At 42.8% G+C, this 13,545-nt stretch carries 13 protein-coding genes; all 13 read left to right on the forward strand.

The window, feature by feature from the left end; translation table 11 throughout:
- Positions 1-22 precede the first annotated feature (22 nt).
- The 13 genes from RIF25_RS12840 (at position 23) to RIF25_RS12895 (ending at position 13,513) form a co-directional block, all read left to right on the forward strand.
- A complete protein-coding gene (locus tag RIF25_RS12840) occupies positions 23-1,150 on the forward strand; it encodes a pentapeptide repeat-containing protein (protein ID WP_322878935.1) in 1,128 nt (375 codons plus the stop codon).
- Positions 1,151-1,307: 157 nt separating this feature from the next.
- Positions 1,308-1,706 carry a hypothetical protein gene (locus RIF25_RS12845; RefSeq protein ID WP_322878936.1) on the forward strand — a complete coding sequence of 133 codons (399 nt, stop codon included), beginning with the start codon at positions 1,308-1,310 and terminating at the stop codon, positions 1,704-1,706.
- A 299-nt stretch (positions 1,707-2,005) separates the two neighbouring features.
- Positions 2,006-5,110 carry a type III-B CRISPR-associated protein Cas10/Cmr2 gene (gene cas10 / locus RIF25_RS12850; RefSeq protein WP_322878937.1) on the forward strand — a complete coding sequence of 1,035 codons (3,105 nt, stop codon included), beginning with the start codon at positions 2,006-2,008 and terminating at the stop codon, positions 5,108-5,110.
- A gap of 2 nt (positions 5,111-5,112) precedes the next feature.
- Positions 5,113-6,318 (forward strand): type III-B CRISPR module-associated Cmr3 family protein, encoded by a 1,206-nt coding sequence (locus RIF25_RS12855; RefSeq protein WP_322878938.1) that lies wholly within the window; start codon positions 5,113-5,115, stop codon positions 6,316-6,318.
- Complete coding sequence (locus RIF25_RS12860) at positions 6,318-6,956, forward strand: Uma2 family endonuclease (protein WP_322878939.1); 639 nt, start codon at positions 6,318-6,320, stop codon at positions 6,954-6,956. The genes RIF25_RS12855 and RIF25_RS12860 overlap by 1 nt, the downstream gene beginning before the upstream one ends.
- 44 nt (positions 6,957-7,000) lie before the next feature.
- Positions 7,001-7,273 carry a hypothetical protein gene (locus tag RIF25_RS12865; protein ID WP_322878940.1) on the forward strand — a complete coding sequence of 91 codons (273 nt, stop codon included), beginning with the start codon at positions 7,001-7,003 and terminating at the stop codon, positions 7,271-7,273.
- Entirely contained in the window at positions 7,266-7,646 is a 381-nt protein-coding gene (locus RIF25_RS12870) for a type II toxin-antitoxin system PemK/MazF family toxin (RefSeq protein WP_322878941.1), read from the forward strand. Before RIF25_RS12865 ends, RIF25_RS12870 begins: the two co-directional genes overlap by 8 nt.
- An 8-nt stretch (positions 7,647-7,654) precedes the next feature.
- The gene (cmr4, locus tag RIF25_RS12875; protein WP_322878942.1) at positions 7,655-8,452 is read left to right on the forward strand and encodes a type III-B CRISPR module RAMP protein Cmr4; all 798 of its coding nucleotides are present in this window, start codon (positions 7,655-7,657) and stop codon (positions 8,450-8,452) included.
- Between the two features lie 30 nt (positions 8,453-8,482).
- A complete protein-coding gene (locus RIF25_RS12880) occupies positions 8,483-8,710 on the forward strand; it encodes a hypothetical protein (RefSeq protein ID WP_322878943.1) in 228 nt (75 codons plus the stop codon).
- Positions 8,707-8,979 (forward strand): ParE family toxin-like protein, encoded by a 273-nt coding sequence (locus tag RIF25_RS17345; RefSeq protein ID WP_407682413.1) that lies wholly within the window; start codon positions 8,707-8,709, stop codon positions 8,977-8,979. Before RIF25_RS12880 ends, RIF25_RS17345 begins: the two co-directional genes overlap by 4 nt.
- A 34-nt stretch (positions 8,980-9,013) precedes the next feature.
- Positions 9,014-9,439, forward strand: a complete 426-nt coding sequence (locus RIF25_RS12885; RefSeq protein ID WP_322878944.1) for a hypothetical protein — start codon at positions 9,014-9,016, stop codon at positions 9,437-9,439.
- 2 nt (positions 9,440-9,441) lie between these two features.
- Positions 9,442-10,014, forward strand: coding sequence for a Uma2 family endonuclease (locus RIF25_RS12890; RefSeq protein ID WP_322878945.1), 573 nt, complete (start codon positions 9,442-9,444; stop codon positions 10,012-10,014).
- A 100-nt stretch (positions 10,015-10,114) separates the two neighbouring features.
- On the forward strand, positions 10,115-13,513 hold the full coding sequence (locus RIF25_RS12895; RefSeq protein WP_322878946.1) for an RAMP superfamily CRISPR-associated protein: 3,399 nt from the start codon (positions 10,115-10,117) through the stop codon (positions 13,511-13,513).
- Positions 13,514-13,545: the final 32 nt, after the last annotated feature.

Consider the following 13,545-nt stretch of genomic DNA (forward strand, 5'->3'; position numbering starts at 1 on the left):
ACTCCAGTCCTCTGAAATGCCCATGCCGTCTCGATTCTACTCTGCTGTATTGCTTGTGGGACGACAGGTTTTAGGCACGCTTGCCATGGTAGTCCTCATCGGGGCCTGGGTCTTGGACTGGGATAGTGTTGGGGTGATTGCCGCAAGCGTTTTGTTCCTGGTCAATGCGCCCACCCTTTGGCACTTTACCCAGCGGTGGATTCAGCAAGATTTAGCTCCTGCCCAACGACAGTTCATCCTGGCGATGTTTGGTATCGTCTTTTCCCTGATTGCCCTAGTCGGAATGACCGAGATTTGGCCGTGGATTCAGGGGCGGTTTGCGGGGACAAATTGGGACGCAGTGGGGGCATTAGCAGAAGGCTTTGGCGCGTTGGGGCAAATTTTGGTGGCCTTGCTGGCTGCCTATGTGGCCTGGCGACAGTATGTGATTTCCCGAGATTTAACCACCCAACAAAACCGCATTACCCAACAGCAAACCATTGATAGCTACTTCCAAGGGATTTCCGACTTGATTTTGGGGGAGGATGGCCTCCTCGAAGACTGGCCTCCAGAGCGAGCCATTGCTGAAGGACGCACCGCAGCTATTTTGGTTGGCTTAGATGCGGAGGGTAAGGCCAAAGTGATTCGGTTTCTCTCCAGTGCCAAGTTACTGGCTCCCCTCAAACGCGACCGACGACTGGGGCGGGCAATCTTTGATGGCCTGGGGGGTTATGAAGAAGACATTGAATTTGGGGTACGGATTATTAACTTAGGCAGTATGTTAGTCGGGGCAGATTTGAGTCATACAGATTTACGGTGGACAGAATTTAGTGAAGCAAATCTCACGGGTGCAAATTTCCAGGCCTGTAACTTAACTCGTGCCAATATGCCCGGAACAGTTCTCCAAGGAGCTAACTTCACAGCCGCAAACCTCAGCCGCACCCGCTTCTTTTATGGAGACATTACCACCGCCAGCCCCAGAGATCGGGTCACACCCCCTAACTTCAAAACTGGCAGTCAAACTGGAGCGATTATTGAAGATGCCGACTTTAGTGATGTCCAGGCCCTTTCTGATGATCAACGCTATTACTGCTGTGCCTGGGGTGGTGAAAAAACCAGAGCGACCATTCCCGGCGGCTGTGAGGGGATTCCGAATCTTTTAGGTCATTAGCCGTTACAATTCCTGAAACTCAGACAAGAACTATAACCTGATCTTGCACATTGAAGCTAAATGAAAAAAATGACAGTGAAAAGCAATACTGAATAAGGATTTCAGAAAAGTTGAAAAACACTGGATTAAAATATAGCCAGATTTTGATGCGTCAAATATGTTCACAAAACTCAACGAAAAGAAACTCCATGAGGGGCAGCGGACGCGGGAGCGAATCCTGAGCGCACTTGAAAGTCATGAGGTCTGTGATCGCAATACCCTTTGCAAAATGACAAACCTCTCCTATAGCCAGGTCAGGATCCAAACCGCTAACCTCGTCCAGTCTGGAGTCATTAAGTCATTCATCGTCAATAAGTCTCGCTTCTACAAAATCATCGGCATCATCGCCTTACTCGCAAGCACCATCGAAATCGGTATCCATATCTTTGAGGCTAACAAACGTGAGCAACACGCCCTGGCAGCAGATTACATTGGGTCAGGTGTAATATTGCTGGTTAAAGCATTCAATGCGACTCGGGCATCGACAACTTACAAAAAGCTATCTTTTCCGATATAAGAATTGAATACAGTTGTCGGAATCAGAGGGTCTTTCAGACTATAGCAAACAGTAATCATTCGTGAGATTAGTCCAAGATTATTTGTGTCTGATAAATTTTGAATTAACCCTAGGCTTATAGAAGGGCTACTCCTTACCAAGGGCAGTGATGATCAAACAGTTTCACAAATGAAAACGGATTGCCATACTCCCTTAAAGGGTTTACCGTTAGTCGCACGAAATTTAACATTTTGTTCCTAGTGATAGGTCATTCTAGTAAGGGACTATTGATTTCAAGCAGCGATAAAAATAGATACCTTATGTCTCAAATATTCTGGCAGGCCAAGATTTGGGGAATTCTCCATGATCCGGTCTTTAAAGCCCTTCATAATAATTCTTCAGGCCGGGGCGGCAATAGTTTTTGGCGAAGATTGGCTGTGATGCAGAGTTGGGTTTCAGAAAATTGGGATCCCGAGGAGACAAATCGTAATTTTCTGAAATGGATTTTACAGGCAGACTATTTGGCCTCCGCCAGTGATCGAGGAGCTATTGGTAGTTTGCAGATACCTGTTGATTACGATCAAGAAGGGCTAGAGATTACGCATTTACTCTCTGGAGATAAACTTCAATTAAGGCTCAAGACTGATGTTCATCAAAGAATATTGTCAAGCCGCAAAGAATCCCTACAATTTTTTGAAAATTCACTCCTAAATCCAGAAATTGCCACAGAACAGGATATTCAAAAAGTGTTTTGGTGGTTGTGGCGATGTTTACCCATCGAGGCCCAACGGGCATTTGGTGATGATGAGAAACTCTTGCTCATGCCTGCGGAAACACGCTTACCCGATAGCTCTATTTGGAGTCATGTCAGTACGACCTCGGCTTTAGCTGGGGCACTTGCTGGATATGATTTAGAAGCTGAAAATGTTCCTAAGTGGCAACAGAAAACAGCCTCTCGGCCCTATTTAGGGATTTTTAGTTTCAGTCCGATCCAGGAACTCATCAAAGCAAGCCGGAAGTTACGGGATTTTTGGGCGGGGTCTTGGATTTTGCATTATTTGTCGGCTCATGTGTGTTGGAAACTAGCCCGCAAGTATGGCCCCGATGCGTTGATTTATCCCAACCTATTTCAGCAACCCTTAATTGATCATTGGCTCCGGGAGCAATATCCAGAGTTTCATGATTGGATTCCCGAACCCACGGCACAACAGCTTCTCACGGCCGGATTTCCCAATGTGATTGTGATGATTCTGCCAGAAGCTAAGGTTAAATCGGCGATGGAATTAGCCAAACAGGCCTTGATGAATGAGTGGTTAAGAATTAGTCAATTAAGTTTAGAGGAACTACACGATCAACGACATTGGCAGCGGGATTTACGACCTGAGGATAGTTCTTGGCACGGCTGGCTAAAGTCTCAATGGCAAACCTATTGGACTGCATTACCGATTGGGGATAAAGCAATCCATCAAAATTCAGCGACTCCACTATCTTTCCGTTTTGATGATTCTACAGTTCCCAATGAAGATATCTGGAATCCTGAGTTTCAGAAGTGGTTAGATCAACAAAATATTACTTATGGTCTAGTTTCAACAACGGATCAATCTAAACAATCCCTATTTGCTAATACTGAGACTAAGAAGCACGGTAAACAGATATTATTCCAGAAAAAAGAGGCTCATTTTCTTTATTGTTCGCTTCAACAAAGTTGGTATCGATCTTTCAAAATTAATGTGGGTTCCTGGTGGCCCTATATTTTTGATCAGTTGCGGTTTAGCTTAAATGCCTGCAAAAATGCTCGGATTTGGCAAGTTCCAACTGCGTTTAGCCCACGCTCGACGATTTCTGGCCTAGGGCCTGTGGTGTACCCAACTCCTGAGGATGGCAAAGACTGGATTAGCGAGGGAGAAACGAAAGAACTGTGGAAACATCACGCTGGCCTGTTTGATGGAAATGAACAACTGAATGCAACTGAGGTCATTAAGCGCACATTGCCCAGGATTTTAGATACACTTCTGAATCGAGATGATTTAACCAATTCCGGTTATCCTGATTTGACGGCAGGAGTTGCAGGTTATTTCAAATCATTTAAGTCAGAAGATAGAGCCAAGGCATTAAATTATTTTCATGAGACCTGTTACAAAGTTGAAGATATTATCGAAGAGTTTTTAGGACGGAGCAAAGTTGCTAACCTTGATGATAACCAGGCCTGGGGTATTCCTTGGATTGATACTCATCGAACAGCATCATTTCGTGATTTCCATTCCCGTTATTTGAACCCAGGCTGGCTGCTAGAAACATCGAATGACACTAATGATGAAATTATCAAAGAAACTCAACGAAAGATTACCAATTGTTTAACGCAAAGGTATTCTGGCAATAATCCGGCAGATTGGTATGTGTTGGCGGCTGGTGATGGGGATGGGATGAGTAATTGGTTGAAAGGAACACCAATAAAAGAGTATGAGAAATATGTTGCAACTGAATTGAAAACCAAGATTAAAGATCGAGCAAAAAACTCTGATAACAATGACAGTCAGGAACTTTACCAGGCCTTTGCAGACTTTATTACGCTGAAAAAACGAATGGGGCCGGCAACACATGGAGCCTTAAGTCGAGCCTTATTAGATTTTTCCAATCAACTGGTTCCTTATTTAACTGAACAACGCTATGCCGGACGTTTAATTTATGGCGGGGGTGACGATGTTCTAGCCTATACAAATCTTTGGGAATGGGATCGCTGGTTGTGGGATATTCGTCAATGTTTTCGGGGTGATCAGGATCCCCAAAAAGAATTTGATGACACGGGCGATTATTGGCGTTGGAAAACGAGCGAAGTACCTGCAAATCTCTCAACCAGGCCCCTATTTACGATGGGAAAATTTGCCACGATTAGTTTTGGGATTGTGATTGCCCATCATTCGGTGCCATTGGCGATTGCTTTGGAAAATCTTTGGGAGGCTGAGAAGGAAGCTAAAGAGCATTATTGTGAAACAGTTCAGGAGAAAAAGCCGAAAAAGAAAGATGCTGTCCAAACTCGGGTGATGTATGGCAATGGCAATATTCTCAATGCTACGGCTAAGTTTGATACCTTTCATCAGTGGCAATCGCTGCTCACGGTCAATCAAACGTTAGAAACCGATTTAGAACCTGCCTTATTTGAACAGGCCGCAACCGTTTGGCAACAACATCCGGCTCCCTTTGAGGCAATTGAACCCTGGACAATCGCATTTTGTGAACGGCGGGAAAAACTCAATACTCCTGAACTCAAAACACTTAAAACTAAATTCCAGGATAATCTGGCTAATTTCCTCATTTCCCTGTGCCAAACCACGTCCGAGAAAGAGCGAGATAAAGAAATTCAAAGGTGGTTAAAGTTAGCGGCTTTTGTGTTACGGCATCGAGAAATTAAGTTGGGGAATGTTTAACCATGGTTTTAACAACAGATACCAAACTAACTCCAAAAAGCTCATCCACTCAAGAAATTTACTGGTACACACTTACACCCTTAGATGTCTTGATGTTTCGGGATGCTAAACCCTTTACGCCGGGAGAACGGGCCTGGGCCAGTGGGGATGTGTTTCCGCCGAATGGTCATACGATTGCGGGTGCGATTCGAGGCTTATTAAGTCAAAAACTTGAAATTAAATTAACAGGCCCGTTTTTATGTTATAAAAATGAACTTTATTTTCCCAAACCGTTATCTTGGGTGGGCGAGCAATTATTAACCCCCCAGGCCTGGCTACCACAGGATCATCCGGCGAAACAAATGGTTTGGGATACGGATCAACCCTCGCCATTAGTGTTACCCGAACGAAATCCTCACGATTCAGACTCTGATGCACCCCCAGGCCCCGAGATACGCCAGTTTTTACCCTATCGGTCTATTTTGAAATGGATTCAAGGTAATAGACTCAAGGCTGAAGACTTTTACTGTAATCAAGAAGCTAACGAAACATCTAAACCGTGGAAAATTGAAACTCGACCCCACAACACGCTCCAGGCCGGGACACGACAAGTTAAAGAAGCGGATGGATATTTTGTTGAAAAGGTGATTCGCTTAGCCACTGAGTGGAGTTTAGCCATTGGCCTGGATGAGAAAACCCATACTTTAATTCAACAACTTCAACAACTGGGACAGCCTTTATCATTACGGTTAGGCGGTGAAGGACATCGAGTGATTTTAGAACTAGCTAATGTATCTATTTCTGAGCAATGGCAACTATTAAAACTTCACTCAGAGCATAACTTCCAACAGCAATCCAAATCTTTAGCTTATTTGATTACCCCAGGAGTTTTTGAACGCATTACATTAGATTCCAAAAGTCAGCGGCGGAAAAGTATCTGCCAGGCCTGGCCGTGGGAATGGACACCAATGGGTCGGCACAATGCTAAAAATCCAGTTCTGGCCGGAGTTGCTACAGCCCAACCTGTTCCCATTAGTTGTCGGTTTCGAGATGATGCGGATCAGAGTAAGCCAGCCCCCCAAGTCTTTGCCGCTCCATCGGGAAGTGTTTATTTTTTGGAAAAACCAGATTCCCTCTATCAAGATCAAGAAATCAGTAAAAAAGTGAATCACTGGCGACAACTGGGCTATTCGGAACTACTTTGGATTCCTTATCAGGAGGTGAAATGATGACCGCAACTCTGACTCCAGCCCCAACGCAACAACTAACTCTCTATGACGTGAGTTGGGAAACCTATGAACAGCTCCTCTCTGCTTTTGGTGAGCGGCCGATAAAGCTTAACTATAGTCATGGGATTTTAGAGATTATGATTATGTCCTATCAGCATGAGCGATATAAAAGCTTAATTGCTCGACTGATTGAGACATTGACGGAAGAAATGAATATGCCAATTGCAAGTGCAGGCTCGACAACATTAAAGAAAAAGAAACTTGCACGAGGTTTAGAACCAGATGAGTGTTTTTATCTTCAAAATGAGACTGCTGTGCGAGGCAAGAAAGAGATCAATTTACAGTACGATCCGCCACCAGATTTAGCCATAGAAATTGATATTACCAGTTGCTCGGTTAGTCGGATGTCTATCTACCATGCATTTGGTGTATTGGAAGTCTGGCGGTTTGATGGGACAAGATTAGAGTTTTATCAATGGTCAGATTCCGGGTATGGCCTGGTGGAGTTTAGTCCTGCTTTTCCTCAACTGCAAGCATCTGACTTAATGCCTTTTATTGAGTTGACGGAAACTAGCGATAATACAACTGTATTTCGTCAATTCCGGGCCTGGGTCAAAAAGAATTTATCATCTGAGTAACTTAACCATTGTCGATACTATTGAAATTTAGGAATAGGTGATTTATGAGCCAATATACTATTGATGTTGAACAAATTTTAAATTTAATAAAGAAACTATCCAGTGAAGATAAAATTGTTGTATTAACTGCATTAACTCAGGAAGTACATTCCGTTGATCCTGAGATGAGTCCAGAAGTTGATGCTGAAAGTAAGCTCTGGCTTGATAGCAATTTGGCTGACCTTTCAAGTACAGATTGGGAAGAAAATAATTTTAGGCTTGAGCACCCTGTCGAATATATTCCAAATCAAGGTTTAGCCATTCGTGTGAATGAGTGAAATGATTAAATTTCTCAGTTATGGTGATATTGTGTTAGTTGCTTTGCCAAGTAATCAACCTCAAGGTCATGAACAGGAAGGAAAGAAACCTGCGATCATTGTTGGGATTCCAAAGGGCGTAACACGTTATCCTTTAATTCTATTAGCTCCCTTGACGAGTAAAATAGGTAAATGGGCATTGGAAAACCCTCTGATGTATCCAAAATTAAGTCCAAGAGTTGATGCACTGCCCCAAGAGTCTGTAGTTTTATTGGATCAAATTCGAGCAGTTGATGTTAAACGAGTCATTAGCTATTTAGGCTCTCTAACTTCCAACGAATATGAATTAATTCAAAATGGACTAAGCAAAATCTTTAACATTAATGGAGCTTGATTACAGCCATGACTCAACTTGTTTATCTTTATCTTCTCTCTCCTCTGCATACTGGAGGCACAACCCAAGAAGGTAATTTATTAGGAATTGCTCGAGAATCTCACACCAATTTACCCTATATTCCTTCCAGTACAATTCGCGGACGGCTGCGAGCTTCAACAGCAGATAATCAACGATCTGAACTTTGGGGCAATACGATTGATGATGTAACTAAAGAGGGTGATTCTAACCTCACTCAAGGTCAACTGTGGATTGGGGATGGTTCGCTACTTTGGGTTCCAGTTCCGTCTTTAAGCCATGGCGTGATTTGGGTTAGCTCGCGTTTATTGCTCAAACGGTGGCAGCGATTAAACTCAAAAAATCAGGCAAAAGTCCCGGATGAATATAGCAATAACTTCTCCAATAACAATCCGGTTTATCTCAAAGATGCAATTCTCCCAGGCCAAGATTTGAAAAAAGTTAACCTCCAGGCCTGGATTCCGCAATCAGAGGTAAGCTGTATCAATCACGCCTTAGTCTTACCAGATCAACACTGTGCCACGTTAATTCAAATGTGTCTTTGGCGACAGGTCAAAATTAAGCTCGATGAGCATAAAACGGTAGATGGTGGATTTCGTTATGAAGAAGCTATTCCGCCTGATACACTCATGTATTTTCCTTGGGGAATTACAACCCAGGCCAAGGCAAACACAACCGCTGCATCTGATAAATTTGAAGCCATACTCGCTGAGCATTCTGTCTTACAAATTGGGGGGCAGGAAAGCTTAGGCCGAGGATTTGTCAAAAACTGGAGTTCAGAAGATTAGAGTTGCAGGGATTTATGGAGAAAAGAGAAAATGTTATCAACACGCCTAAGCAAAGTAGTCTCAAAAGCCCAAGAGCTTCCAGAAGCAATTCAAGACGAGTTGGCAGAACAATTTATAGAAGATATCGAAAATGAACTCAAATGGCAGGAAACATTATCTAAACCCCAAGATAGTTTGATTCTCCAAGCCCTCGCCGAGAAAGCAATTGCAGACTCAGAAAACGGACAGACTCAGGAATTGGGATTTGATGAGCTATGAGGTCGGAGTTAAGTCCAGATTTCATCGAGCGATTCCAAGAGCTTCCAGAAAGGGTGAAAAGAACAGCCAGAAAAAACTATCAATTATGGAAGGATAACCCAAGTCATCCAAGTTTGGAGTTTAAGGAAGTCAATCAAGAAAGTCAAATTTGGTCAATCAGAGTCGGAATAGGTTGGAGGGCACTGGGCAGGCTTAAGAGCAAAGATGTCGTTATCTGGTTTTGGATTGGCTCTCATGCAGAGTATGACAAATTATTGAAGAAACTGTAAGTAATTGTTTATTAAAAATAAGTAGGAGCACCTTATGATTTTTGACCCCCGCACCATTGGTACACCTGTTTATGAAGCCCTTGCTGAGTTAAGAAATGAACAAGAGCAAAATCAACGAGATCCAGAAAAACGAAAGAAACAACTGAAGGAACAAAAGAATCAGGCTGTTGAACTCTACACTTATCTTTCAACGTGGGGGTTATTACGCCTTAAAGCTGAAGAGAAGGCAATTAGTGATGAGCAAAAAGGTAAGAAGCAAGTTGTTAAGGCTTTTTTCGAGTGTCTTGAGCAACTAGCAAAACGTAATGACCTGTCCCATGATAACGGACTGAACACATTAACTAAGCTAACTGTAGATGAATATTTAGGACTCACAGGCCTGGGGCTGGCTCTAGCTCAAGAGTTTAGTTTTTGGGCCACTGCGGTTTATCACGATGTTAAAGATGGGGACTCAGAATAATTATGTCGTCTGTTGCTATTCCGATTGACTCAATCACCTTGGGGCCTGGTAGCTCAATGACGGTTAATCAGATTGATTGGCCAAAGTTTCAGCAAATTCTAACTAGCCTGCCCGAACATCGTCAAACCCGCATTGCCTACTACCAAAACACCCTGGAACTCATGTCCCCCCTCTCCCGCCATGAACGTCCCCATCGGATTGCTGGTTATATTGTCACGGCTTTACTTGATGCTCAAGGGCAAGATTGGGAAGACTTTGGTTCAACGACCTTTCAATACCCAGGCCTGGCAGGGATAGAACCCGATACCTGTTTTTATATTGCCAATGCTCAAGCTGTTAGAGACTGCCAAGGCCGTATTGATGTGAGTCTTTATCCACCCCCAGACTTAGCCATTGAAGCTGATGTCACTTCTAAAACACTGCTGTCAGCCTATGAATCTATTCGCACCCCAGAACTATGGATTTATCAAGATCACTCTTTAGAAATCTTCTTTTTCATGGCAACAGCTACCAACCCTCCCCAAGCAGTCTTATTTTTCCTAACATTCCAATTCCAAACCTTATTCCCGATTTAATTAACCAGGCCCTGACCCTCGGCACTAGCACCATGCTTCGGCAACTTCGACAATCACTAACTCAAAAACCCAATATCTTCAATGTGGAGAATTAAGCCTCATGGTCAACCCGCTCGCCCGTCCGCCTAAAAATCCCCTCCCAAAGCCCAATCCACCTGCCACAGCCCGACCCAATTCAGCCGCCATGCAAAGCCCTGTTCGTCCAGGCCAAGGCAATAATCAGGGCGGTAATCGGGGTGGTGGTGATCATCGCGGCGGCGGTAACAATCAAGGCGGGAATCATCAAAACCCAGGCAACAACAACCAACCCTCTCCTTGGCTCGAACATCCCAGTGATCCGATCCCCCGTCCTGATAACTCTGCCAGTTTTGTTGAATATCTTCGATGGATGAGAGAAGTTTGCCGCAATCAAAACAGGGATGGTAAAGATCCAACCGATCCAGCAACTAAAGTCCAAATTCTGCAACTTGCTGAAGAGAAAGCAGACTATCAAGACCGTTTAGAAAAATTGAATGAGCGAACTCGCTTAATCGCTGGACAGAATCATTATTTTGAAGTCACCAGTTCATGGCGGATCCGGGTCGGTGGACATCGGGGGCCAGAAAGTATTTTATTACCCGCCTTTGATGCTTTAGGAATGCCCTATATTCCTTCTAGTACGTTGCGCGGTGTTGCTCGAACCCAGGCCATCCGTGAATTTATGGATCAAGACGGACTGACATGGAAAGAAGCAGAAAAATTAATTGCTCCTTACTTTGGCTCACTCGATGCCTCAAACAACGCTGATAAAGCCGGTAAAGTGATTTTTCTCGATGCCTACCCCATTCCTAATCATGGCAAATGTGGACTGGAAGTGGACATGGCAAACAATATCTGGAGCTGGAGTAATGGCAATAACCTCCCAGAATATTCTCCCAATCCAAACCCATTCTTCTCTCTCAAAAAATCTAAGTTTTTAATTGGTATTAAGCCCACCGGGGCCTGTGATACTCAAACTTTTAATCAAGTCAAGCAATGGTTAATTAACGGATTAACATCAGGCATTGGCTCCCAAGTCAACACAGGCTATGGCGTTCTGACAACTAATAACCAGGTTCCTCAAGGCTTTCTCCAAGTAGATTTCACTCTCGAAGGTCAACTGATTCACGGCTGCCAAAAATTTACCCAATTGACTTTCAAAAATGATAAATGGCAGACACGGGGTAATCCTGATCCAGAAGTGCGCTCTGTTGCCTTTAAGTCCATGTTGCGGTATTGGTTCCGAGCTTTTGCTCTGGGTGTTTTGCCTGTAGATATCGTCAAGAATTTAGAAGCCGAAATCTTTGGATCGATCAACCCGCAAAAAAGAGGTTATCTAGTTGTACGAATTGATAATGATAAATTAGTTAAAAAGGAAGCCAAACAAAAAAATGATGACCCTGGCGAGCAATCTGGAACGTTGATTCTAGATTATTCCACTGAAATCAATGACAATCAAAAGCAACCTCTAACAAATTTAGCTAAAAATCTCACCTGGCTCATGTTTCATCTTGGGGGTATTGGTCAAGGTGCAAGACGGCCCTGTTATTCTCGAAATAATCGTCAATATGCACCCTGGTGGCGTGGCTCAACCCTAATTCCTGAGAGTGAGCATGAATTTTGGGACTTACCCGAAACTCCCCAGGCCATGCAAACCTTATTTCGACAACGTTTACAACAGTTCTACCAGGCCTTGAACAACTTCACGACTCACCCCGTTAACTCTGGAAACTTGCGACAAAACGGCGTGGTCAGAAACAACCAATGGTCACAAGCAGTAGATACAAATTGTCAAATTTTCGTCTGTACTGGTAAAGCTGAGTTTGGTAAGCCTTGCGCTCTTGCTCAACTTCATCATGAAAATCTTAAAAAGACAATTACTAACAAGCAAAACAAGCAAGAGAAGATTTATGATCCTGACTTATGTGGAACAACATCTAGGAAAAATGTAAAGCCCTCTCCAATATGGATTTCTAATATTGAACTAGACTCCGGGAAAGATTATCAAATTGTGACTGTTTTTGGCGCAACCCAGGCCCCACGTAGTACCTATCTTGATAATCTTAAGAAAAATACCCAGGCCTGCCTGCAAATTTTCCCTTTTAACAAAAAAATTGCATTGAATCCCATGTCAAAAAAAATACATCACATCTTCATCTCTCTCGTTGGCAGTCACGATCCAATTCCTGACTCAAAACCAGACCAGACCAAAGAAACTCAAAATGATAAAGGTTCAATTATTAGCCTCATTGAACACCTGATCATTCTTAATAACAAACCAGAACAAGTTCATTTGTTACATACAACCGATGAAAAATTCACAAAAAATGCTAGAGATACAGCCTACTGGCTCATAGAAGAACTAAAGGAATATGAAGCATCACAAATTACTCTTCATCCCGTCAGCAAAGAATTTTCGGATGACCCGATCCGTCAAGCCCTAGCTATCCAAGAAGCTCGGACTCTGATTGATCAACTAGAGCTTAGTCCTAAGAATAACTATCAACTCGAATTTAATGCCTCCTCAGGAACACCAGCGATGAAAACCGTATGGGGCGTTCTGCAAGCCACTGGTTATTTAAAAACTTCCAGCCGCATCTGGCAAGTGAGAAATCCCAATGAAATGAAAACGGGGCAATCACACATCTTTGAAAATAATGTTAATCCGCTTAGAGCCGAAATAGAGTTGCAGCTTATAAAATCACAGCTTAAAACTTTTAATTATGCGGCTGCATTAGCAACTTATCTCCAATCAGGACTTGCGTATAATCCAATTATTGATGCTCTTCTGAAATATGGAAATGCTAGGTTATTTCTTGATTTTAAATCAGCGGATCGTATTCTTTATGAGAGTAAAGTTAAGTGTGAATATAGATGGAAGAAAGATATTAAAATATTACAAAAAAACATCACTAATCAATCTATAGAAGATAAAAAAATGCTGCTCAGGGAAGGATATTACAATGCTATTGTTAAACTAGAAAATAAGCATTATTCAGACTTTCTAGTAGCTCTTTTCCGCCTACAGGAGCATCTCTTAAATTTACTTATCTTCGACATGACCGGTCTAAAACTAACTGGAAAAACTAATAATACTCTCACTGAATGGTCCACTATCAAGATGATAGATAATGGTAAATTGCGTGAATTTCTAGATATTTATAAATTACCAAGTGGTGATTATTTGAACTGCAATGTTGGTATATCTCGCTATGTCAAGTTGGGAATTGTTGATTACTTGCTTGGTAAGTCGGCAGATATACCATCAAGCGTTATTAAATCTTTACGGCTTTTAGATGACTATTGCGAAAAACGAAACAGCTATGTTCATGAATTTTCTGGTATTTCCAAGATTGATGATGAGCAAAAGGTTCGAGAATGTCTAAAGATTGTAGTTGAATTCGCAGCCGGCTCGGTGCAAGATTTCCCCTTTCATCAACTGAATCGAGACATTGAAGAACAACTTCAGCGGCTTGTTTAATTACACTCAATATAGTGGTTAGTCGCACCAAA

It is taken from the genome of Pseudocalidococcus azoricus BACA0444, assembly GCF_031729055.1.
GTDB classification, from domain to species: Bacteria; Cyanobacteriota; Cyanobacteriia; order Thermosynechococcales; family Thermosynechococcaceae; genus Pseudocalidococcus; species Pseudocalidococcus azoricus.